Annotated in this window: 16 protein-coding genes; 8 read left to right on the top strand and 8 right to left on the bottom strand. The window is 62.7% G+C overall.

The window, feature by feature from the left end; all coding sequences use genetic code 11:
- Positions 1–13: 13 nt before the first annotated feature.
- The 4 genes from D8U73_RS02785 to D8U73_RS02770 form a co-directional block, all read right to left on the bottom strand.
- On the bottom strand, positions 14–1,174 hold the full coding sequence (locus D8U73_RS02785) for an LLM class flavin-dependent oxidoreductase (RefSeq protein ID WP_130903678.1): 1,161 nt from the start codon (positions 1,172–1,174) through the stop codon (positions 14–16).
- A 315-nt stretch (positions 1,175–1,489) separates the two neighbouring features.
- Positions 1,490–3,358 carry an ABC transporter ATP-binding protein gene (locus tag D8U73_RS02780; RefSeq protein WP_130903677.1) on the bottom strand — a complete coding sequence of 623 codons (1,869 nt, stop codon included), beginning with the start codon at positions 3,356–3,358 and terminating at the stop codon, positions 1,490–1,492.
- Positions 3,351–5,132, bottom strand: a complete 1,782-nt coding sequence (locus D8U73_RS02775; RefSeq protein ID WP_130903676.1) for an ABC transporter ATP-binding protein — start codon at positions 5,130–5,132, stop codon at positions 3,351–3,353. Before D8U73_RS02775 ends, D8U73_RS02780 begins: the two co-directional genes overlap by 8 nt.
- 208 nt (positions 5,133–5,340) lie before the next feature.
- A complete protein-coding gene (locus D8U73_RS02770; RefSeq protein WP_130903675.1) occupies positions 5,341–6,609 on the bottom strand; it encodes an acyl-CoA dehydrogenase family protein in 1,269 nt (422 codons plus the stop codon).
- 200 nt (positions 6,610–6,809) lie between these two features.
- Between D8U73_RS02770 and D8U73_RS29110 the strand changes: the two genes are divergently transcribed.
- From D8U73_RS29110 to D8U73_RS02735, 8 genes are all read left to right on the top strand, one after another.
- Positions 6,810–6,962 (top strand): hypothetical protein, encoded by a 153-nt coding sequence (locus D8U73_RS29110; RefSeq protein ID WP_177435504.1) that lies wholly within the window; start codon positions 6,810–6,812, stop codon positions 6,960–6,962.
- A 98-nt stretch (positions 6,963–7,060) separates the two neighbouring features.
- On the top strand, positions 7,061–8,116 hold the full coding sequence (locus tag D8U73_RS02765; protein WP_130903674.1) for an ABC transporter substrate-binding protein: 1,056 nt from the start codon (positions 7,061–7,063) through the stop codon (positions 8,114–8,116).
- A gap of 15 nt (positions 8,117–8,131) precedes the next feature.
- Positions 8,132–8,866, top strand: coding sequence for a class II aldolase/adducin family protein (locus tag D8U73_RS02760; protein ID WP_130903673.1), 735 nt, complete (start codon positions 8,132–8,134; stop codon positions 8,864–8,866).
- A gap of 228 nt (positions 8,867–9,094) precedes the next feature.
- Positions 9,095–10,294, top strand: a complete 1,200-nt coding sequence (locus D8U73_RS02755) for an LLM class flavin-dependent oxidoreductase (RefSeq protein WP_130903672.1) — start codon at positions 9,095–9,097, stop codon at positions 10,292–10,294.
- 10 nt (positions 10,295–10,304) lie between these two features.
- Positions 10,305–11,876, top strand: coding sequence for an ABC transporter substrate-binding protein (locus D8U73_RS02750; protein ID WP_130903671.1), 1,572 nt, complete (start codon positions 10,305–10,307; stop codon positions 11,874–11,876).
- Complete coding sequence (locus tag D8U73_RS02745) at positions 11,869–12,936, top strand: ABC transporter permease (RefSeq protein ID WP_130903670.1); 1,068 nt, start codon at positions 11,869–11,871, stop codon at positions 12,934–12,936. Before D8U73_RS02750 ends, D8U73_RS02745 begins: the two co-directional genes overlap by 8 nt.
- Positions 12,937–12,939: 3 nt before the next feature.
- Positions 12,940–13,785, top strand: a complete 846-nt coding sequence (locus tag D8U73_RS02740) for an ABC transporter permease (protein ID WP_130903669.1) — start codon at positions 12,940–12,942, stop codon at positions 13,783–13,785.
- A complete protein-coding gene (locus tag D8U73_RS02735) occupies positions 13,782–15,596 on the top strand; it encodes an ABC transporter ATP-binding protein (protein WP_130903668.1) in 1,815 nt (604 codons plus the stop codon). Before D8U73_RS02740 ends, D8U73_RS02735 begins: the two co-directional genes overlap by 4 nt.
- Before the next feature lie 135 nt (positions 15,597–15,731).
- Here the strand turns inward: D8U73_RS02735 and D8U73_RS02730 are convergent, their stop codons facing one another.
- The 4 genes from D8U73_RS02730 to D8U73_RS02715 all read right to left on the bottom strand — a co-directional run bounded on the left by D8U73_RS02730 (position 15,732) and on the right by D8U73_RS02715 (position 22,383).
- Positions 15,732–16,817, bottom strand: coding sequence for an LLM class flavin-dependent oxidoreductase (locus D8U73_RS02730; RefSeq protein ID WP_130903667.1), 1,086 nt, complete (start codon positions 16,815–16,817; stop codon positions 15,732–15,734).
- A 29-nt stretch (positions 16,818–16,846) separates the two neighbouring features.
- Positions 16,847–19,429, bottom strand: a complete 2,583-nt coding sequence (locus D8U73_RS02725; RefSeq protein WP_130903666.1) for a TonB-dependent receptor plug domain-containing protein — start codon at positions 19,427–19,429, stop codon at positions 16,847–16,849.
- A 151-nt stretch (positions 19,430–19,580) separates the two neighbouring features.
- On the bottom strand, positions 19,581–21,170 hold the full coding sequence (locus D8U73_RS02720; RefSeq protein ID WP_130903665.1) for an ABC transporter substrate-binding protein: 1,590 nt from the start codon (positions 21,168–21,170) through the stop codon (positions 19,581–19,583).
- 4 nt (positions 21,171–21,174) lie between these two features.
- On the bottom strand, positions 21,175–22,383 hold the full coding sequence (locus D8U73_RS02715; protein WP_130903664.1) for an LLM class flavin-dependent oxidoreductase: 1,209 nt from the start codon (positions 22,381–22,383) through the stop codon (positions 21,175–21,177).
- Positions 22,384–22,389 lie beyond the last annotated feature (6 nt).

Raw genomic sequence — 22,389 nt, 5'->3', positions numbered from 1 at the left:
TCTCCCGCAGCGCTCAAGCGCTGGCCTTGAGGTGAGTTGCCGGTGTCGCCACAGGGCGTTGGTGCACCAGCGGCAAGACTTCCTGGCCGATGCGCAGGGCTTCTTCCAGGTGCGGATTGCCAGCGAGGATGAAGGTCGAGAAACCCGCGTCGCGGTACTCCACCAAGCGTTCGGCGATGTTTTCGTGACTGCCCACCAGCCCCACGGTCGGTCCTGGTTTGGCCTTGGCGAAACCGGCCCACAGGTTAGGGCCGATGACCAGGTCGTCGAACCGATCGATGTTTTGGTGATACGCGGTCTGCCGTGCGCCACCCACCGAATCGGAGCCGCTGGTGAAGCCCTTGGCGACCACGCTGCTCTTGCCTTCGAGTTTGTCGAACTGGCGGCGCAAGTCTTTCCATGCCAGCTCTTCGGTTTCCCGGGCGAACAGGTCGACCCGCAGGCCGAAGCGCACGCTGCGACCCTGCTTGTCCGCCAGTTCACGCACGCGCTCGATGTGCGGCTTGAGCTTGTCGATGGGCTCGGCCCAGTTCAGATAGACGTCGGCGTGTTTGGCCGCCACATCCAGCGCGGCGTCGGAGAAGCCGGAAAAGTACACGCCGGGCTTACGCTCGTTGTGCAGACCGTGGGGCAGGGCGCCGTTTTCCAGTTGGTAGATATCGCCCTCATAGGAGAAGCGCTCGTTTTGCCAAAGGCCCTGGATGATGTCGAGGAATTCGCCGGTACGTTTGTAGCGCAGGTCGTGTTCGAGGAAGTCCCCGTTGGCGCGCTGACTGGCCGGGTTGCCGCCGGTAATGATGTTCCACTCCAGGCGACCGCGGCTGAGGTTCTGCAGGATCGCTGCCTGTTGTGCGGCGTAGGCCGGCAAGGTCCAGGTGGCCTGGAACGCGATCAGGAATTTGATCCGTCGGGTTTCCCGAGCCAGGGCCGCGGCCGCAATCCACGGCTCCGGTCCGGTGGGCAGCAGGGCACCTTCGAACCCGGCCAGTTCGGCGGCTTTCGCCACTTGGGCGATGTAGTCGATGTAGGTGAAGTCGTCGGGCTCGCCGTTGGGCAAACGCCCCGGTGCAATGTTGCCCGGGCGGTAGTCGGGGTTGCCGCGATTGTGTTTATCGGTGGTCAGTTGCGGACCATCGGTGCCCAGTGGCAGGCGCCAGAAAAATTCAGTGCTCATGGGATGCTCCTGATTCAAGTACGCGTTGCGTCGCGCAGGTGCGAGGACGTCTTGTCAGGGTGGTTGCAACGGACATGCCATGCTCGGCGCGCGCCGTTCGAGTCAACAGGGCCGGGTGTTTCGAGGGGATGTGCAAGGGGCGGCGGCGAGGTGTGCTTCTGTAGCAGCAGTCGGTCAGCAATGGCTGCTCAGCGTGCAACAGGCACCCAATTCTGTAGGAGCCGGCTTGCTGGCGATCAACCGCAAGCCTTGCGTCGGTTAAACCGACGCCATCGCCAGCAAGCCGGCTCCTACAGGGCGATGGCGTGCGCCGGATCACGCTGGTGCGGTGGCGATGATTTCTTCGATGGACGAGCCAGTCTCGGCGCTGCGCAGGTAAGTCTGGTACAGCGCGGCATAGGCGCCGCCCTGTTCGATCAATTGACGATGCGGACCTTGTTCGACCAGGCGACCCTGGCGAATCACTGCGATGCGGTCGGCATCGCGGATGGTCGCCAGGCGGTGGGCGATGATGATGGCGGTGCGGCCTTCGCAGAGTCGGCGAAACGCCCGCTGTATGCGGCGCTCAGTGTGGATGTCGACGGCCGAAGTCGCCTCGTCCAGCACCAGTACGGCCGGGTCCGCGAGGTACGCACGCACCAGGCACACCAGTTGCCGCTGGCCGTGGCTCAAGTGCCCGCCCAGCGGCCCGACTTCGGTCTGGTACTGGTGCGGCAGGCGCTCCAGCACCTCGTCCGCGCCCAACTCCCGGGCGGCCGCGATCAGGGTTGCGTCGTCGGCATGGGGCGCCGCCAGGCGCAGGTTGTCGAGGATGCTGCCGCTGAACAGCACGTTGTCCTGCAGGACAACGCCGACGTTACGCCGCAGCTCATGCTGGGTGAGGTCGCGAATGTCGATGCCGTCCAGTTTCACCGCTCCGGACTGCACTTCGAAGAAGCGCGTCAGCAACTGCACCAGGGTGCTCTTGCCATGCCCTGACGGCCCGACGATCGCCAGCACCTCGCCGGCAGGGATATGCAAGTCCAGCTCATCGATTACCGGCGATGCAGCACTCGGGTCGTAGGCAAAACCGACGCGTTCGAAACTCACCTCGCCATTGGCCCGCCCCACGGTTTGCGGTGCGTTGCTGTCGTTGATGTCAGGGCGGGTGTCGAGCATCAGAAAAATTCTCTGTGCCGATGCCGAGCCGGTGGCATAACGCTCGAACAGGTCCGACAGCTCTTGCAACGGCCCGAGAAACAGGAACACATAAAACAGGCTTTCCGCGATCTGGCCAACGGTCACGTCCGCCTGCGCCAGGCCATAGGCGCCCACCAGCAACAGCACGGCCATGCCGGCCGAGCTGAGCAGTGCGGTGAACGGTGCGAACCAACCGGACCGCAGACTGCCGCGGATCAACGCCTGATTGAAGTCATCCAGAAGACCGCGATAGCGCCGCAGGTTCGGCGTTTGCTGAGTACACTGCTGCAACATGCGGGCACCACTGACGCTCTCCACCAGATGCGCGGTAAAACGGCTGCGGTTCTCGGCGACCTTCGCCCAGTTACGCTGGGATATCCGCTTGAAACTCCACGTCGCCAATACCAGCAACGGGACGGTGGCCGCGAGGCTGAAAAAGAACCGCGGATCGATCCGCCACAGCATCACCGATGCCAGCCCGCAGCGCAGCAGGGCGCCCAGCAGCTCTGGCGGGCCCTGGATCAGCAGCGGTTCCAGGGCGTCGACATCGCGGTCGGCTCGAGAAATGATCCGCCCGGCCTTGGTCCGGTCGAAATAGCTGACGCTCAAGCTCTGCACATGGGCAAACACCCGCACACGCAAGTCGTTGAGCACCCGGATCGCCGCGTTGCCCGCGACGTACTGCGAGACGCCGGCCAGCATGAAGCGTCCGAGCCAGCTGAGCGCCAAACCCAGACCGAGCCACAGTACCAGGCGTTCATCGAGCAACCAGTGATCGTTCTGCTGAATCAGCCCGCGGTCGAGCAATTCCCGGACAAACCAGGGGCGCAGGAACACCGTGAATACCAGCAGCAGTTCAATGCCGATGACGCCGCCGATGTGTTGGTGAACCGGTTTGAGCAGCGGCAACAGTCGGCTGAACATGCTGCGGTCGAGGGCCTTTTTGGCGAGCATTTCTTCGATTTCAATGTCGCTCAGGGCTTTGCCGGCGATTGGGTTAGCCATGATCGATCCCTAGCAGGTCGCGGTATTCCGGATGGGTTTGCAGCAGTTCGGCGTGGGTGCCAGCGGCGGTGATTCTGCCGCCCTGGAGCATCAGCACGCGGTCTGCCAAGAGAATGGTCGAGAGCTTGCTGGAGATCACCAGCAGGGTGGTGGCGCGGCCCTGTTCGCGGCGCAGTTGGCGGATGTTGTTCAGCACCTGGCGTTCGCTGATGGCATCCAGTGCGCTGGTGGCATCGTCCAGACACAGAATGTCCGGCTCACCGAGCAGTGCCCGGGCCAGGCTAAGTCGCTGGCGCTGGCCGCCCGACAGCGTCACGCCGCGATCCCCCAGCGGCGTGGCGAGCCCTTGGGGCAGGCGCGCCAACACATCTTCGGCAGCGGCCAGGCGTAAACCCCGTCGCAATTGTTCATCAGTGGCATCCGCTGCGGTCAGGCGCAGGTTCGCCGCCAGGGTGTCGGAAAACAGGAAGCTTTCCTGGGGCACCACATGGACCCGGCGCCTCAGTTCGTCGAGGTCCAGTTGCCGGATGTCTTGCCAGCCGGCGCTGTCCGAGCCCAGCAACACCTGCCCCGCATTGACATCGCTCAGGCGCGGCAACAGGCTGGCCAGCAGGCTTTTGCCGGTGCCGGTGGCGCCGACCAGAGCAACGATTTCACCTGGCTGCAAGGTCAGCGAGCAGTCGTGGAGAATATCCAGGCCGCCCCCGGGTGCGCTGACATTCACCTGTTCCAGCTTCAATCCCAGCGGCGTGTCAGGCAGCCTGGAACGGCCGCTGCGGATCGCCGCCGGTTCGTCCAGCAGTTGCCAGATGCGCTCGGCGCTCGAGCGGGCATCGGCAAATGTCTGCATGACGCGGCCAATCCCCTCGATTCGAAACACCAGGGTCGTGGCGATCAACAGTGAGCTGACCAGTTCGCCAATATCCAGTTGCCCGTTGGCGACCAGATGAGCGCCGTATATCAGAATCCACACGTGACCGAGGGCGACAATCGCCTGGGGCAGCGGTATGCGCGAACTGGAGTAGGCCAGCGCCTGGCGGGCGTGGTTGGCAAACACCGCCACTTGCGTGGCGAAGCGCTGGATTCGGCTGTGTTCCAAGCCAAACGACTTGATCACCCGCACGCCTGCGATGCCTTCACTGAGTTCCTGGTTGACCCGATCGTAGGCGGCGCCTACCGCGCGATCGAGGCTGACCAGTTGCTCGGTCTGGTGCACGAAAACCCACAGGCCGAACACTGTGAGCAACAACGGCACCAGTCCGAGCAACGGGTTATACCAACTGAGCAGGCCAACGGTCGCCAGGACCACCAGTGGCGTTTCCACGACCTGTCGCCAGAAACTGATCAGGGCGTCGCGAACCTTGTCGGCATCGCGGGTGGTGCGGGTGATCATTTCGCCCATACCGTGCTGCCAGTGATAACCCAGGTGCAGCGTCTGGACCTGTTGCAGGATGCGTTCGCGCAGGCGCGTCAACAGTTCCTGGCTCAGCACCAGTGACAGCACGCTCGCGGCATATTGCAAGACCCCGCGCGCCAGGGCCACGGTTAGCATCAGCCACAGCCAGTACCAGCCAAGGCTGGCGTCGAGGCTGGCATCGGCTTGTCGCACCACGGCACGCCCGGCGCTGACGTCATTCACGGCGTGCCCGATCAGCCATTGCTGCCAGACCAGCCCGAGGTTCACCGCAATAAACAGCGCCGCCACCAGAGCGAATCGCCAGGGCATTTCCCGGTAAATCGCCAGGCTACGCAAGAGGGGGTGTTTTTCGATCATGTAAATACTCTTGGAGTTATGCCAATGAAGCCGCCGAAACATGGACCTGTAGGAGCCGGCTTGCTGGCGATCAGGCCATCAGACTTTGCGTCGCTCTTGCGGCCGCCATCGCCAGCAAGCCGGCTCCTACGGTTCAACCGCATGAACCCGATGCATCTTGCGGTCCCGATCTGGTAGGAGCCGGCTCGCTGGCGATCAGGTCGTCAAATCATCGCTCCGGGCTGGCAGCGCCCTGTTTTTCCCTGGCATTAAGGATCGCTGTGTATTCGCCCGGATCCACCCCGTTCAGGTAGTAGTTTCCAACGTGATGCAGACGCCAGCGGATCGGGTCATGGGTGGTATGGACGCGGGCATTGCGCCAGAAGCGGTCGAGGTTCCATTTACTCAGGGATGAACTGGCGCCAAGCAGCGAAAAAATATCGCTGGAGATCTTCAGCGATGCCGCATCCGAATGGGCGCGGGCAGTGGCCACCGAGAGAATCAGTTCGTCCTGCAGCGATTTATTGTCCGGGTCGAGTTCGTGCTGGTCGAACACCCGCGCGGCATCTCGCAGCAAGGATTGCGCGCCACGCAAGGCCACGGCGTATTCGCCGATCTGCTTGATGATGTGCGGCTCCTGGTTGGCGTGATCGACGCCACTCTCGACCCACGGTCGGGCATTGTGATTGAGGTAGTCCACCGCCGCGCCGAGTGCGCCTTCGGCGATGCCGGTGTCGATGGCGGCGTGAAGAATCTGCGGGAAGGTCAGGCCCGTACGTTTCATCGGGCCTTTGCGCTGCGAGACGAAACTTTCATCGAGTTCGATGTTGTCGAAAATCACCGTTCCGCTTACCGAGTTTTTCTGCCCGAACGCTTCCCAGTCGTCCACGAGGGTCAAGCCCGGGGTGTTGCGATTGAGCAGCACACCGGCGCCACCGTCGTCGCTGGCAGCCGTCAGGGAAATCCATTCGGCCAGGTAGGAACCAGTGGAGTAGAACTTGCTGCCATTGAGGATCAGCTTGCCATCGGCGCGTCGCTCGACCCGGGTCTTGAGCGCGAATTTGTTTTTGCCGCCGACTTCCGCCAAGGCATTGCCAAAGCGCTTGCCGGCCAGGACATCGCGGATCAGCCGGTCGCGAATCTCATCGGAGTAGCCGGTGAAAATCCCGCGCAGCATGACGTTGTGGATTTGCAGCAACTGCCCGACACCGCCGTCGGCGACTGAAATGAGGCGCACGGTTTCGACGATGGTTTCCACCGAAGCGCCAAGACCGCCAAACGCCTTCGGGACGCCGATGGCTGTCAGCCCGCTTTCGGACAACAGTTGTGCCTGGCGCCGGGGAAGCTGGCCGTTCTGGCTGGAATCGGCGGCTATTTCGGCGATCTCCAGAGCGATTTCCCGGGCCACGGCGATGGCTTGGGCATCGCTTTGCAGCAGCCGGATAGGTGCCTGTTCTGCGACCAGTTGCCCGGTGGGGGTGTGTTCGACCTTACTCATTGCTGTCCCTCTGATCATTGAATGGATGAAGCCCGAAAACACGCAAATCCTCTGTAGGAGCCGGCTTGCTGGCGATGGCGTCGGTGTGTTTAACGCAGGGTTTGCGGACCGATCGCTGGCGAGCCGGCTCCTACAGGGTTGTTGTGGTGTTTGGGCATTGAGAGGGCCTTGAGCAAGTTCTGCGCCAAGGGCCTGAGAGCGTGTCTGGCGCTGGGTTTGGCGTGGTTCGCAGCAGCGGGGTGTTGCTGCATAAGCAACGCGGCGGCGGCGACTGCTCGAACAGCAGCAGCCGACGCGCAATGCTGCTGGCAGGCCAGCAGTTGACCGGCTCTTATTTGCCGGAGCAGGCCTGAACGCCTTTGAAACCGGGGCTGTGAGCTTTTGGCACGGGCACTGCAATGGCTCTGGCAACAGTCGTCGCGACTGACTTGCCAACCAGATGGAGCTGCCCATGACGCTTGCTGCCAAACAGACCCGACCCGATGCCCAGACTGAACTGGAGCAGATCTGGTTCACCCGTTGCCCGGTGCCGACCGCTTCCGGAATCGCCTACAAACTCGGCTGGCTCGGCGAAGAATTCGCCGCCGACGGCCTGCCGGTTTCGACCTTGCAGGAAGCCCGGCAACTGGGCCATCACCACTACGATCACGAACTGCCAGGGCTGTTTCGCGAAGGTGGCAACGTACCGGCCCTTGCCGCCCGTGCGGCCGGCGCCCCGAGCCGTTTGATCGGCCTGACCTGGATCGAGGAGTGGCAAACCATCCTGGTTCGTCCGGATTCCGGCATCAGTCACCCGCAAGATCTCAAAGGCAAGCGCCTGGCGCTGCCGGCCTGGGGTGAAACTCGGCCGGGGAGCATCGCCCGGGCCATGAGCCTGCACGGTTACAAAGGCGCACTCAGCCTGGCCGGACTGGGGTTCGACGACGTCGAACTGGTGGAAGTCGCGCTGCAGGATCAGGAGCGTGCGGCCAACCCGCAGGAGGGTTTGCAGCGTCTGTGGTCCGGCCTCGATTACCTGGTGCGTGGCGAGGTGGATGCGGTGTATGTCAAAGGCGCTTCTGCTGCCGATGCCGCGCGTCGTCTCGGCCTTGTGGTTGGGATCGACCTGGACCTGATCGCCGAACCGCGCTATCGCATCAACAACGGTACGCCGCGCCCAATCACCGTCCACCAAAGCCTGCTCGACAATCATTTCGACCTGGTGGTGCGTTTCCTCGCGCAAACCCTCAGTGCCGCCGATTGGGCAGCCAACAACCGCGAGGCCCTGAACGCCATTCTCGAAGAGGAAACCCGCGCAGGCAGCGCCGGGGTCGCCGAGGCCTATCGCGGTGAATTCCACACCACGCTGGCGCCGGACCTGTCTGCCCAGCGTCTGGAATTTCTCGATGTCCAGAAAGACTTTCTTTACCTGCACGGCTTCCTCGAACGCGATTTTTCCATCGCCGACTGGGTCGACCCGCGCCCATTGCAAGCCGCCCATGAACTGTTGGCCAAGCGCCGCGCCTGATACCGGAGAACCGCCATGACCGTACTCGTCAACGAACAATTGATCAGTGAAGAACTGAAGAACTTTATCGACAAGGTGCTGATCGAGGCCGAAGAGGCCTTCACCGTGTTCCGTGAAACCAACACCATCACCGCCAATGGCACGGTGGGCTTCATCGAGCGCGTGCCCGGCGAAGAGTTGCTGGTGTCGGTCAACTACGGCGGCCCATGGAATTACCGCAAACCGCTGCAGGCCACGGTCACCGATTTTGCCGGCCAGGTGATTTACGGCAAAGGCAAGGGCGGTTTGGGTCGCTACACCAAACTGTTCCAGCAGCATGCGGACATCACCACGGTGTCCCATGTGCACTCGCCGTACCTCGGCGCCTGGGCGCAAACCCATCGCACCCTGCCGTTCCATTACGTGCCGGTGCAGCGTTATCAACTGGCCCGTGAGCTGCCGGTGTACATCGACCGACGTCAGCCGGAGGTCGATTTCATTCTCGACAAGATTGCCGAGAACCCCTTCAACCTGGCGATTCTGGAAGCCAACGGCGGCTCCACCGTGTGGGGCAAGCAAGGGTTGCGCGCCACTGCCGAGTTCATTGTGTTGCTGGAAGAGGGCGCCCAACTGCAATTGCTCGCCGATGCCCTGGGCGGTTCCCGTCCTTATGGTCCGGGCGTTCTGACCCAGCAATGGAAAATGAGCGGCCTGTACGAACAAGCCACCGAACTGGGCCTGGTGCCCGCCATCGACCGGCGCACCGCTTGATGACCCCATCGCCCGTAGGAGCCGGCTTGCCGGCGATGGCGGCGGTGTAATCGGCGCAAGGCTTGCGGGCCGATCGCTAGCAAGCCAGCTCCTACAGGGGGCGTGCGTTTCAATTTCTGTAGGAGCCGGCTTGCTGGCGATGGCGTCCGTGTAATCGGCGCAAGGCTTGCGGGCCGATTGCCAGCAAGCCGGCTCCTGCAAGTGATGGCATAAACAAGGAAAATGCCCATGGCGGTAAAAATTCTCTGGTACCTCACCACCCCCGACGGCCCTTATCCATGGGAGCCGGAAGGACGCTGGAAAACCGATTTCGAGCATTTGAAACAACTGGCCGTGGCCAGCGATCGCCTGGGGTATTACGGGTCTTTGCTGGGTTCCAGTCCCAATGAGAGCCTGGCCGTTTCCGCCGCGTTGATCGATGCCACGCAACGCCTGCGCTTTCTGGTGGCGCAACACCCCGGTGAGTTGTCGCCAGCGGTATTGGCCAAATGGGCGCTGACTTTCGATCAGTTCTCCAATGGTCGCCTGTTGTTCAACGTGGTCAACGGCAACGACGCGGGCCTGGCGACCCTTGGCGTGCATTACCCCCATGATGAGCGCTATGACTTCAGTCTTGAATACTGGCGCGCCTTCCAGAGCTTCTACGCTGGCGATACCTCGGGGTATGACGGCCAATACGTCAAACTAGCACCGCGCGCGCCAGCAGCTGCCCGGCACCCGTTGGGCGGTTGGCATCCGCCGCAGCAGAAACCCGGCATCCCGTTGTGGGGTGCCGGCACTTCGGGGCCGGGCGTTGCCCATTCAGTACAGTTGCTCGATGTCTACCTGAGCTTCGCCAACACCCCGCCAAAACTCGGCGAGAAGTTTCGCAAAGTGGCGGCGGAGGCGGCGAAGATCGGTCGCGAGCTGACCTTCGGCACCCGCTTGCAGATCATCGTCCGCGAAACTGAGGAAGAGGCATGGGCCCACGCCGAAAAACTCTTGCAGCGCACCTCACTTCAAACCGCCCGCGCGGCTATTGAGCGACAACTGCCCCCGGGCGAAACCCTGGACAGTTTCCACAGCGACGACCCGCAGATCCAACGCAACGTCGAAACCATTCGTAGTGGTCGCTTGCCCAGCGCCCGGGATTTGGAGATCTACCCCAACGTCTGGCTCGGCCCGAGCCTGTTCGGTTTCAACATCCTCGGCCCGGCAGCCGGCACGTATCTGGTGGGCAGTGCCGAGCAGGTCGCCGAGCGCATTCGTGAATACGAAGCCCAAGGCACCTCGGCATTCATTCTCTCTGGTTTCCCGCTGATCGATGAGGCGCATCGGGTCGCGGACCTGCTGTTTCCGTTGCTCGATCTGGATCACGGTTTCGATGTTCCGCGCCTGCGCGCCGATACGCCGCTGCCGCAACGGGCCAATGCAGCCGAACGGGCTTGAGGAGTCAGTCATGAATGAGGGATTTTCCCGCCGCAGTTTTCTCGGCAATGGCCTGACGGTCGGTGGTGGCCTGATTCTCGGCGGCAGTCTGCTCAGCGGTTGCGACGGTGACGCCGTCGACAGTGGTATAGCGGCTGTGGCCGGCACGCCGGTGCACGGTGGGCGTTTGCGGGTTGGCATCATCGACGGCGACCAGTCGGGCAACCTTGACGCGCACAAGCCGGTGGGCGGTGGGATCATTCGTGGTTGGGCGCTCTACAGCAAGTTCTGGGAGTGGAACGCCGACGTCAGCACGCGACTGGCCCTGGCCGAATTCGCCGAGCCCAATGCCGATGCCAGTGCCTGGACCATCCGCATCAAACCGGGGCTGGAGTTTCACCACGGCAAGAGTATTGGCGCCGACGATATTCTGTTCTCGATCCTGCGCCTGACCGACCCGAAACTGGCGTCGCCGTTCGCCGGCCTGGTGGGCGCGATCGATCGCAATGCGCTGCGCAAACTCGATGAGCGCACTATCGAAATCCGTTTCAAGCAGGGCCAGAGCTTTTTTCCGCTGGATGAAACCCTGATCAGCTTCGGCGGCATCGTGCCCACAGACTACGACCCGGTCAGCAATCCGGTGGGCGCGGGCCCTTTCAAACTCAAGAGTTTCATCCCCGGCCAGCGCTCGCTGTACGAGCGCTTCGCCAATTACTACAAGCCTGGCCAGCCCTATGCCGATGAGCTGGAAATCATCGAGTTCAAGGACCAGGTGTCTCGCGCTGCAGCGTTGCGTGCCGGGCAGATCGACGTCGCCAGTGGCGTGCAGGCTGAGCACAGTGCCTTGCTCAAGGCCGATTCGCGACTCAAGTTGTATGCGTCGCCCAGTACCTCGTTCACCGGGTTCAACCTCAATCTGGCCAAGGCGCCGTTTCAGGATCCGCGTGTGCGCCAGGCGTTTCGTCTACTGGCTGATCGTCATGAACTGGTCAACCGAGGTCTCAATGGTTTTGGGCGAATCGCCAACGATCTGTATTCGCCCCATGATCCGACGTACAACCACGACATCGCCCAGCGTCCGTACGATCTGGAGCAGGCGCGTTCGCTGTTGCGTCAGGCCGGTCAGGACGATCTGCGGGTGGAACTGACGACTACTCCCGGCCCCGGCGTGAATGCTGCGCTGGTGTTGGCCCAGCAAGCCAGGAAGGCCGGGGTAGAGATCAAGGTCACGCAAGTCGATGGCTCGGCATTCAACGGTCCGCAACGGGAGAACTGGCTGCTGTCCCCGGGCTCCACGCCCGCCCGGGGTTTCCTTGCGACGGCGCTGCACAACGACGCACCGCAGGCCATCTACAACCGCAGCAATTTTCACGATGAGCGCTTCAGTGCGCTGTACCGCCAGGCGCTGGCGCAGCCTGACCTGCAACGGCGCAAGGCGTTGGTCCATGAGGCGCAGACCATTCAGCACGAACGTGGCGGTTTGCTGATCTGGGGCTTCAATGATGTGCTCGATGCCGCGTCGGTGCGCGTCGGTGGCTTGCAACCGGAACAGACCACATTCGCCTCGTGGCGCTTCGACGAGATGTGGGTGAACCATGCCTGAGTCCACCTGCAAGACTTCGCGCACACCGGCCTGGTTGTCCTGGTTCATCGGACGTCTGGGCTACGGCCTGCTCACCGCTTGGGTGATCAGCCTGGTGGTGTTCATTGCGACCCAAGCGTTGCCCTCGGACCCGGCGCGGGTGATCCTCGGTCCCGACGCACCGCTGGAAAGCATCCTCACCTTGCAGCGGCAGTTGGGCCTTGACCGGCCGATTCTCGAGCAATACCTGCGCTGGCTCGGCCATGCGTTGAGCGGCGAGCTGGGTGTATCGCTGGACTCCAATGCGCCGGTCGGCAGCATCCTGTCCGGTCGCTTCGGCTACACCCTGGCGCTGTTGGCCGGGGTGATTGCCGTGGTGGTGCCGGCGGCGCTGTTGCTCGGTGTGACCCTGGCCTTGCGCCGTGACAGCCGCGTCGATCGCTGGTGCCTGTCATTGTTGATTTTCCTCAAGGCCACGCCGGGTTTTCTGTTGGCCATCGGCCTGGTGCTGCTGTTTTCGATGCCGCACATGGAGATATTGCCGGCGGTGTCGATTCTCGATCCGGACACCTCGCTGCTGCGCCAATTGCAGTTTCTGGTGCTGCCGGTGCTGGCCCTGAGCCTGTCGGCGCTGCCCTACCTGACGCGCATGGTGCGGGCGTCGATGATCGAAGCGCTGGAGTCGGATTACGTGGTCGCCGCCAGACTGCGGGGCATTGCCGAGTGGCGCATCGTCTGGCGCCACACCTTGCCCAACGCGCTGGTTCCGGCGATCCAGGGCGTGGCCCTGACCCTGCGCACACTGATCGGCGGGGCGCTGTTGGCCGAGGTGATTTTCAGCTATCCGGGCATCGGCACCTCACTCAATTCGGCGATCCAGATGCGTGACCTGCCGATGGTCCAGGCCATCGTGCTGCTGATCACGCTTGGCGTGGTGCTGATCAATCTGCTGGCCGATCTGCTGACCGTGCTGCTGACACCGAAACTGCGCACCGCCCGCCGAGTGACCATGATCCGGCGTAACCGCCGGGGCATTCAGCCCTGGTGGCGACGTTCCCCATCAAAGCCCCTTGAGAGGTGATGCATGACTGACTCGCGACATTCGCGCTGGCGCCTGTGGCTGGCGCAACCGCAAACCCGCAAGGGCGCATTGATCACGCTGCTGGTGGTGGTCTTTGCCCTGTCGGGCCCCTGGCTGGCGCCGCACAGCCCCACGGAAATGCTCGGTTCGGTGTACGGCGCGCCCGTGGGCGCGGCACTGTTGGGGTATGACTTCCTTGGGCATGATGTGTTGTCGCGCGTGCTCAGTGGTGGCGTGTCGATTCTGTGGATGTCTGTGGCCGCGGCCTCGATCGCGCTGTTGACGGGCAGTGCCCTGGGCCTGTTGGCGGGGTTTTCCAGGCGCAGGCTGGATCAACTGATTACCTGGCTGGCGGACGTTTCGCTGGCCTTTCCGGACTTGATTCTGGTGCTGTTGATCGTCTCGATGCTCGGCCGCGCGCCCTGGTTGATCGTGTTGACCGTGGCCATCGCCTTCACGCCCGGGGTGATTCGCCTGGCCCGTGGCAGCGCGGTGGCGGTGGCGGGGCAGGAATTCGTCGAGGCCGCACAGATGATGGGCTATTCGCGGCGACGGATTCTGTTCAGGGAAATCCTGCCGAACATCCTCACGCCGCTGCTGGTGCACTTCGGCAACATGCTGACCTGGGGGGTGGGCATGCTCTCGGGGTTGAGTTTTCTCGGTTATGGGGTAGCCCCACCGACCGCTGATTGGGGACTGATGATCAACGAAAACCAGGCCGGTCTGCTGGTGCAACCCTGGGCCGTCCTGGCCCCGGCGATTCTGATCGGCATCTTCGCCTATGGCACCAATATCCTGGCCGAAGGCATCGGCCGTAGCAGTTCACGGATCGGAGAGAAACAGCCATGAACGCCATTGCCGGAATCGAATCCCGCGCCCCTGTGCTAAACGCGCAGGTGTTGCGGGTGCGGGATTTGCGGGTCGAGTTGTCCGGACAGGTGGATGTGCTGTCCGGTGTGTCCTTCAGCCTTGACGCTGGGGAAATTCTGGGTTTGGTCGGCGAATCGGGGTCGGGTAAGACCACCCTGGCCACGGCCTTGCTGGCCCATGCACGACGGGGCACGCGGATTGTCGGTGGCGAGGTCGAGGTGGCCGGGCAATCGCTGCTGACCCTGCAGGGTGAAGCCTTGCGCCGGGCACGTGGTAGCCTGATCGGCTATGTGGCCCAAGACCCGGCGACGGCGCTGAATCCGGCGCTGCGTATCGGTATCCTGTTGCGCGAAACCCTGGCAGCCCATCAGGTTGAACTGGATCGGCCGACACAACAGCAGCGTATTTTCGAGACCTTGCGCGATGTCGGACTGCCCGATGACCCCGAGTTTCTGCGGCGCTTTCCCCATCAACTGTCAGGTGGGCAGCAGCAACGGGTGATGCTGGCGTTGGCCTTTGTACTGCGCCCGGCATTAATTGTCCTGGATGAGCCGACCACGGCACTGGACGTCACCACTCAGGCGCATATCCTCGCGACGCTGCGCCGCCTGTGTAAAAGCCTGGGCGTGGCGGCGGTGTATGTATCCCATGATCTGGCGGTGATCAAGGACCTGGTGGACCGCGTGATGGTGATGTACGCCGGGCGCATCGTCGAAGTCGCGCAGCGCGCGACGTTGTTCAGCCAACCGGCGCACCCGTATACCCGCGGCTTGCTGGCGGCGATTCCGGATGTCGCATTGCGTCGCGATTTGCAGGCGATTGCCGGGCATGCGCCGGCGCCCGGGCAGCGCTCAGCCGGGTGTGCCTTTGCGCCGCGCTGTGCTCGTCGCGTGGCGGCCTGTTCGGTGCGTGAACCGCAACTGCAAGACCTGACGTTGCACCAGCGGGTGGCCTGCCTGGACCCGCATCGGCAGGCCTTGCAGGCGCTTGCACCGACACCTGCGCTGACGCCCGTCGACGCGCCGGAGCGCATGCCGCTGCTGGAGATCAAGGACCTGAACGTGGCTTACGACCGTCAAGTGTTGTTCGACGTTTCCCTGCGCGTGGCCGCCGGCGAATGCCTGGCACTGGTAGGCGAGTCGGGCTCGGGCAAGACCAGCCTGGCGCGTGCCATTGCTGGCCTGGGCGAAAATGCCGAGGGCTCGTTGCAGTACGCGGGCGCTGTGTTGAGCCTGTCGGTACGCAAGCGTGAGGCGGCGCAACGGCATCAGATCCAGTACATCTTCCAGAACCCGTACCGTGCGTTGAACCCGCGCCACACTGTGTTGCAAACGTTGAGCGCGCCTCTGCAACACTTCTTCGGCATCAAGGGCTCCGCCGCCCGGGAGCGCGTGCATGCTGTACTCAAACGAGTCTCGCTGCCGGTCTCGGTGGCAGACCTGTACCCCCATAGCCTGTCCGGTGGCGAGCGCCAGCGCGTGGCGATCGCCCGGGCGCTGGTGTCTGAACCCAAACTGCTGATCTGCGACGAAATCACCTCGGCACTGGACGTGTCGGTACAAGCTTCGATCCTGGCGTTGTTGAGGCAATTGCAAAGTGAAGGGCTGACGCTGCTGTTCGTCACCCATGACCTGGGCGTGGTTCGGGCGATTGCCGACCGGGTGTTGGTGTTGAAATTGGGCCGTGTGGTGGAGCAGGGACGGGTGGATGCCGTGCTGGATCAACCACAGGCGGCGTATACACGCACGCTGCTGGAGAATTCGCCAACGTTGGCGGATGGTGCTTTGTAAGCGCAGGTGAGTCAGCGATTCGGTGGTGAATATTATGCCGCCATCGCCAGCAAGCCGGCTCCTACAGGTGCGTGTCGTGTCGACCTTGTAGGAGCCGACTTGCTGGCGATGGCGTCGGTGAATGTTGCGATGTGCTTACGCCACACGCGCCTGGCGCCGGCGCACTTCTTCACGTACCGCCGGGATGATCCAGCGACCGTAATCCACGGTGTCGTAAAGCGGGTCGTAGCCACGGTTGAGGAAAGTGGTCACGCCTAGGTCGACGTAGTCGAGCAACGCTTGGGCCACGGTTTCCGGGGTGCCGACCAGCGCGGTGGTGTCGCCGTAGGCGCCGACGGCGGTGGCGGTGGGCATCCAGAGTGCGCGGTCGTGTCGATCGCCCAAGGCTGCGGCGGCGAGCAAGCGTTCTGAACCGGTGCCCTTGATGCGTTTTTGCCAGGGGCTGCCCGCTGCAAATTGCGGGTTGGCCTTGATCTGTTCAAGGATCTGCTGCGCCCGCTGCCACGCCAATTCCTCCGTTGCCCCCAGAATCAAGCGCACCGACAAACTGACCCGCGGCGCCGTCACGCCCGCCGCGCTGGCAGCCTCGCGCAGCTTGCCAATCTGCTCGGCCACGCCAGTCAACGGCTCACCCCACAACGCATACAGGTCGGCGTGTTTCACCGCGATTTGATAGGCAATGTCCGACGAGCCGCCGAAGGAGATCGGAATGTGCGGTTGTTGCAAGGGCTTGACCGGAGAGAAGGCGCCCTTGATGTTGAAATACTGCCCCTCGAAGTCGAAGGGTTCGTCAGCCGTCCAGGTGCGCCGCACGATCTCCAGGTATTCGTCGGTACGTTTGTAGCGCTCGGTCTTGTCCAGCAGAAAGTCGCCTTCCTGGGGTTCGGCAGTGATGCCGGTGATGGCATGCAGGCGAATCCGGCCACCCCCGGTGGTGTGATCGAGCGTCGCAAACGCCCGAGCGGCGACGGTTGGCGAGGTCAGCGCGGGGCGGTGGGCAATCATGAAACCCAGTCGCTCGGTATGCGCGGCGGCGTAAGCGGCGATCTGCAAACTGTCGGCGCTGCCCGGGCCGCTGGCGATCAGCACCCGGTCGAAGCCTGAGTGTTCATGGGCGCGGGCATGGTGACGAATGAACTCCAGATCGAAATCCGGACTGCGTATGCCTCGGGTCTCGGACCACTGGCGGGGGAAAATCATGCCGACGAATTCAATGGACATGGCAATACTCCTGATGGCTGTGAACGGGTTTAGAACTGGTAATCCACCTGGGCCAGCAACGTGCGGCCAGGCATGGGTTGCAGGAACGTGTTGGTGGAACCTGCCAGGCCACTGACGAAGTTCAGTTCGTCGGTCAGATTGAGCACGCGCAACGTGGTGCTCCACTGTGGCTGGCGGTAATACACAGCGAGGTCGAGGTTGTATTCGTCGGGGATCTTCACGGTCTTGCTAAGGTTCAGGTACCAGCTACTGGTCCACCAGCCGGACAGCTCGGCGCCAAAGCCTGAGTCGAAGCGATAGTCGACATAGCCACTGGCGGTGTACTCGGGGATCTGCACCGCGTCGAAACGCCCCGAGGGCCGCTGATTGAGGCTGTTGTTGTCGCCGAAAATCGTACCGTTGTCGGGGATGAATCCGGCCGAGGCGAAGCCTGTCTGGGAGGTGAATTCGTTGTAGGCGCTCAGCCTGGAAAGGTTCAGGGCGCTGCGCAGGTGGTCGTTGGGCTGATAGCGAATGGTCGATTCCACACCCTTGATCATCAGCCGGGCAATGTTGTTATTGCTGTCCGGCGCCTGATCCCGCTCCTGCTTGAACGCCGCCAGGGTCAGGAACAGTTCGTTGGGCACTGCTTCCACTTTCAAGCCGACTTCGTGCAGCACGCTCAGGCTTTCGAAGGCCAGCGGGTTGAGCAGGTTGGCGCCGGCGCCGCTGCCCCAACCCAGGCCATTGGAGAAGAACCCGGTGTTGACCGCCAGTGAGCGGTCGAAGGTGTAGTACAACGTACTGTTTTCGGTCGGCTTGACGTAGGGGCTGACCTGGAAGGCAAACAACCGGTAGTTGTCGCTGTCCTTGCGTGGATTGCCGCCGGCGAGCACGAACGGGTTTTCGATTTCGGCGTCGATCCAGCTGCGGCTGGCGCCGATGTTCAGGCCGAAGCGCTCGCCAAACTTGAGGTTGTGTTGAGTGAACAACGTTTGCGTGCTCCAGGTGCTTTCAGCGGTGTACGGCGCGACAGACTCGGCGTACAAGCCATGGCCGGCCGGGTACATCGGCGGCAGGTTCAGCCAGCCATACCGGTTGGAGAATTGCGCCACGCCGGGCTGACCGATCCATGCGCCATTACCGCCGGCAGGGTTCGAACCCGTCAGGCCCAGCAGGCTCCCGGGGTTCTTGCCCGACGGGTCTTGGGTAAGGTCATAGGCGTTGATGGTCGAGCCGAAACTGTTGTTTGCGGCTATCGACTGGTTGAATTCACGGCGGTAAATCAATCCGCTATTGCTGTCGTCGCGCAGGGTCAAGCCGCCCAATTGCACCTCGTTGCGCGAGCGGAACTCGAAGCGGTTGTCGAAAATATTGTCCTTGGACTGCACCTGGAAAGACCCGACCGCATCGGTCATGTCTCGGGACCGCTGGTAGAAGGTGCTGTTGGCCAGGGTGATGGTCGGGGTCAGATCGGCTTCGACCCGCAGTTGTGTGGTGAAACGCCGTGAGCTGTTTTCATCCTCGTCGCGCTGGCCGGTCTGTGACGACAGCGAGGTGAGGCCGTTGCCCGCCAGCGAGGGGTCATATACCCAGCCGCGCAGGCTGCCGGGGTTGCCTTGGGTGTTGGGGGATGCTGTCTGGAAGCTGCCGTTGACGACACTGTATTGCCCCTGCGCATTGCGTTGGCGTTTTACCCAACCCAGGGTCGGCGCATCGGCGGCACCGGAGGCCAACACCGGCGACCACAGCGTGTTGCCGTTCTGGATGATCGGCGTAGCCCGCCCGGCGTAGTACTTGCCGCTGTCCACCAGCTCCTGATTGGCGCGGTTCCAGCCGTGGGTGATGTTGTAGTCGTAGTAATCATCGTAACTGGCGTTCCAGTCGACACGCATGTTGTCGTTGCGCCAGGCGAGAGCGCCGTAGAACGCATCGAAGTTGTTGTCGACGTTGTCGTAGAAGTCCTCCTGGCGCTGCTTGGTGATGCTGATGCGGTAGGCAAGGCTGTCGCTCAGGGGCCCGGTGTTGTCGACGCTGAACTTGTTGGAATCGCGCGATTCCCCATCAGGGACCCAGGTCCCCAATTCACCGCTGAGCCGGGTCTTGAACTCATTGAAGTTGGGCTTCTTGCTCAGAAAGTTGACGTAGCCGCCACTGCCCGACACCGAGCCGTAGGTCACCGAGGATGGACCGGCGACGATATCGGCGCCCTCGAAGGCGTTGAAGTTGGCTGGGTGCCGTACACCGTAAGCCCGCTGGCCGTCCTGGAACACTTCGGAGCCCTGGGCACGGAACTGCGGCGCAATGCCGGCGTTCTGTCCGCCACCGCGGGTAATGCCCGGTGCATATTTGACCAGGTCGTCGGCACTGCGGATCGGGTCGTTGGCCAGTTGCTCGGCGTTGACCTCGGTGATCGAGCGGGGGGTGTCGAGCACCTTGGTTTCGATGCCGCCGTAGACCGACGTCGGTGGCCGGGTGGGTAGGGCGTCATCGTCGGATTCGCTGGTGCTGGCTTGAACAGTGACGGTTTGCAGCTGCGTGTCGGCGGCGAAGGTTGCCGTTGACAGGATGGAAGCGATGGCCAATGCCAGCGCGTGGCCGGAAGCGGGACGAACGAAGCCGATAGAGGGCATGAAAATGTGCCTCGATAGATAAATTCATTGAATGCCCTGTAGGAGCCGGCTTGCTGGCGATCGCGATGGCGATGGTGGCCTTAATGGCGGCTGTGTCTGTTATGACGCCATCGCCAGCAAGCCGGCTCCTACAGGGGGGGTGCCCGTGCGGTCAGGCGGTGTCTTTCAACCAGAGCTTTTCAAAGCGCCAGGTGCTGAACAGCGATTGCTCGGCCGCCGCGCCGCCTACGCGGTTGGCCACGCTGTCGAGCAAATCGGCGTAACCCCAGATCAACAGGCCCCCGCGTTCGTACTGGATCTGCTGCACCTGATGCACGAGGGCCTTGCGTTTTTCCAGGTCGGGTTGGGCCATCGCCGCCAGAAACAGCTCGCTGAACTGCGGATCGTTGAAATGGGTCTTGTTCGACACGGCAAACGGTGCGTCGGTATGGATCGCACTGGCCAGGAACGGTGCGCCGATGCTGCCGCCGGTACTCAAGGTCCAGTCGTTGCGCAGCGGCCCCTGGAAAGTGGCGAGGTCGACCTGCTTGACCTTGAGGGTCACGCCGATACGTTTGGCCTGTTCCGCCAGGACCAATGCCGAGGTCAGCCCCGGCCCAGGCGTGGTGACCAGTTCCAGTTCGAGGTTTTCCTGCCCGGCTTCCCTGAGCAATTGCGCCGCGCGCTGCGGGTCGTGGGCACGTGGTCCGAGGCCTTGGTTGAAGGTCGGATCGCTCGGCGCATACAGGTCGTTGGCGACCCGGCCCTGACCGTTGAGCGCCCGGCGTACCAACTCTTGCCGATCAGCCAGCAGACGGAATGCCTCGCGTACCCGTGGATCGTTGAACGGCGGCTTGGCGAGGTTCATGTCGAACGACAACCAGTTGCCGGTCACCGACTTCAACACCTTGAGCCGTGGGTCGCGCTGCAGCACTTCCAGCTGTTCGGTGGGCATCACGTTGGCCATGTCGATCTGCCCGGAACGCAGGGCGGCCAGGCGCGAAACCTGGTCCTTGAAGTCGATGATTTCCAGCTCATCGGCATAGGGCTTGCCCTCCTTGTAATAGTTCGCGAAGCGTGTGAACAGTGAACGCTGCCCCGGGGTGAAGCTTTTCAGCTTGTATGGACCGGCGCCTACCGGGTTGGTCACCGGGTGATAGTCCACCGGCACGATGCCGCCGAAATTCACCCAGGTTTCCGCCAGTGGCATGTAACTGCGTCCTTCGCGAAAATTCAGGCGCACGGTGCGCGAATCGAGCTTGACCAGGTTGTCGCGATCCACCCAGTGCAGCAGCGCGGCATAGGGCGATGCCAGTTGCGGATCGGTGAGGCGACGGATCGAGAAAATCAGGTCATCGGCATCGATGGTCTTGCCATGGTGAAACTCCAGGTCCGGACGCAGGCGCAGCGTCCAGCTGCTGGCGTCGGCATTCGGTTCAGCGAATTCGGCCAGGGCCAGGCGCGGCTGCATCTGTTCGTCCCATTCCCACAGCTTGCTGTACAGGGCGAAGCCGCGAACGATGCCGCTGCCGATCGGTTTGTGGGCGTCGAGATTGCCGCTCTGGTTGCCGTCGAGAATCCCCAGGCGCAGGCGTCCGCCATAACGCGGCTGGTCGTTGCCGCTGGCGACAGCGGCGACGGGTTTGTCGCTACCCGGGCCGCATCCGGCGAGCAGCCCACTGCCAAGCAACAATCCGCCGCCGAGCAGTGCGCTGTGGCCGAGAAAATCCCGGCGACTGAATAATGAGTGATCGTCGCTCATGGCATCAGGCTCCGGCCGGGCCGTTGGCCGAGCGCAATTCCAGGGGCGCCAGCGGCGGGCGGATCAGTTCGGTGCGCTCGCCGCGAAACTGCGGGAGGATGTGTTCGCCCAAGCGATAGGCTTCTTCCAGGTGCGGGTAACCGGCGAGGAAAAATAGATCGATGCCGATGGCGTTGTACTCGCGGATGCGCGCCACGACATTTTCATGGCTGCCCACCAATGCGCAGCCCGGCGGAATACCGATATAGCCGAAACCGGTCCAGACATTGGGGTGGATGAAAAAATCGTCGAAGCTCTGAGTTTCGGCCTTTTGCGCGAACTCGTTTTCGTAACTGAGTTTGCGTGCGGTGCGCAGCCCGGCATGGGCCGCCACAGCCTTGACCGCGCCCTTGGCAATGCCTTCGTCGAAGAAGCGCTTGGCTTCCGTGCGGGCCAGCTCTTCGGTCTCGCGGGTGATGACGTCGATTGAGAGCCCGAAGCGAATATCCGTGCGCCCCCATTTCAATGCGCGCTCGCGAATGTCGGCGATCAACGCGGCTATTTCATCCGGGTGTTCGGCGCGCATCAGATAGAAATCGGCGTGTTTGGCGGCAAACTCCCGCGCCGCAATTGACGAGCCGGCGGTGCATATCAGCGGCATTTCGGCTTTCTTCAAGGGCCCGCGCAGGCCGCCGCCGTCGGCTTTGTAGAATTTGCCGTCGTAGTGGAAGTTTTCGTTGTGCCAATAACCCTTGACCACGTCCATGAACTCGATGGCCCTTTCGTAGCGCTCATCATGGGCGCTGAAATCACCGACCTGGCGCTGAATCACATCCGAACCGCCGTTGATGATGTTCCACACCAGGCGGTTGCCGGTGGCGCGCTGGTAGGTCGCCGCTTGCTGCACCGCCACCCACGGCGTGTAGTGATAGGGCTGGAACGCCGTAACGAATTTCAGCGTGCGGGTTTCCCGGGCCAGTAGCGAGCAGACTGTCCACGGCTCTTCGCCGGAGGGCGCGTTGACCATCAGTGCACCGCCGAAGCCGTTGATTTCCGCGGCCTTGGCGATTTGTCCGAGGTAGTCGATGTAGGTGAAGTGATCACCGACGCTGAACGCCGAGACGGCGCCGGTGCTCGGGCCGCCACGGTGCCAGTCGCCACGGTTGCGCGGGTCGCCGGGGAGGAATTGGGTTTCGCCGTGCAGGGGCAGGCGCGTGAAAAATTCAATGCTCATGTCGCG

The organism is Pseudomonas sp. Sample_22 (assembly GCF_004307635.1).
In the GTDB taxonomy this organism is placed as follows: Bacteria; Pseudomonadota; Gammaproteobacteria; order Pseudomonadales; family Pseudomonadaceae; genus Aquipseudomonas.
This window is presented reverse-complemented; position numbering and strand designations above follow the sequence as displayed.

What these genes read in the sequence shown, in the direction of transcription:
- D8U73_RS02785 (WP_130903678.1), bottom strand. Translation starts at nt 1,174, where the DNA reads ATGAGCACTGAATTTTTCTGGCGCCTGCCACTGGGCACCGATGGTCCG.
- D8U73_RS02780 (WP_130903677.1), bottom strand. Translation starts at nt 3,358, where the DNA reads ATGGCTAACCCAATCGCCGGCAAAGCCCTGAGCGACATTGAAATCGAA.
- D8U73_RS02775 (WP_130903676.1), bottom strand. Translation starts at nt 5,132, where the DNA reads ATGATCGAAAAACACCCCCTCTTGCGTAGCCTGGCGATTTACCGGGAA.
- D8U73_RS02770 (WP_130903675.1), bottom strand. Translation starts at nt 6,609, where the DNA reads ATGAGTAAGGTCGAACACACCCCCACCGGGCAACTGGTCGCAGAACAG.
- D8U73_RS02765 (WP_130903674.1), top strand. Translation starts at nt 7,061, where the DNA reads ATGACGCTTGCTGCCAAACAGACCCGACCCGATGCCCAGACTGAACTG.
- D8U73_RS02760 (WP_130903673.1), top strand. Translation starts at nt 8,132, where the DNA reads ATGACCGTACTCGTCAACGAACAATTGATCAGTGAAGAACTGAAGAAC.
- D8U73_RS02755 (WP_130903672.1), top strand. Translation starts at nt 9,095, where the DNA reads ATGGCGGTAAAAATTCTCTGGTACCTCACCACCCCCGACGGCCCTTAT.
- D8U73_RS02750 (WP_130903671.1), top strand. Translation starts at nt 10,305, where the DNA reads ATGAATGAGGGATTTTCCCGCCGCAGTTTTCTCGGCAATGGCCTGACG.
- D8U73_RS02745 (WP_130903670.1), top strand. Translation starts at nt 11,869, where the DNA reads ATGCCTGAGTCCACCTGCAAGACTTCGCGCACACCGGCCTGGTTGTCC.
- D8U73_RS02740 (WP_130903669.1), top strand. Translation starts at nt 12,940, where the DNA reads ATGACTGACTCGCGACATTCGCGCTGGCGCCTGTGGCTGGCGCAACCG.
- D8U73_RS02735 (WP_130903668.1), top strand. Translation starts at nt 13,782, where the DNA reads ATGAACGCCATTGCCGGAATCGAATCCCGCGCCCCTGTGCTAAACGCG.
- D8U73_RS02730 (WP_130903667.1), bottom strand. Translation starts at nt 16,817, where the DNA reads ATGTCCATTGAATTCGTCGGCATGATTTTCCCCCGCCAGTGGTCCGAG.
- D8U73_RS02725 (WP_130903666.1), bottom strand. Translation starts at nt 19,429, where the DNA reads ATGCCCTCTATCGGCTTCGTTCGTCCCGCTTCCGGCCACGCGCTGGCA.
- D8U73_RS02720 (WP_130903665.1), bottom strand. Translation starts at nt 21,170, where the DNA reads ATGAGCGACGATCACTCATTATTCAGTCGCCGGGATTTTCTCGGCCAC.
- D8U73_RS02715 (WP_130903664.1), bottom strand. Translation starts at nt 22,383, where the DNA reads ATGAGCATTGAATTTTTCACGCGCCTGCCCCTGCACGGCGAAACCCAA.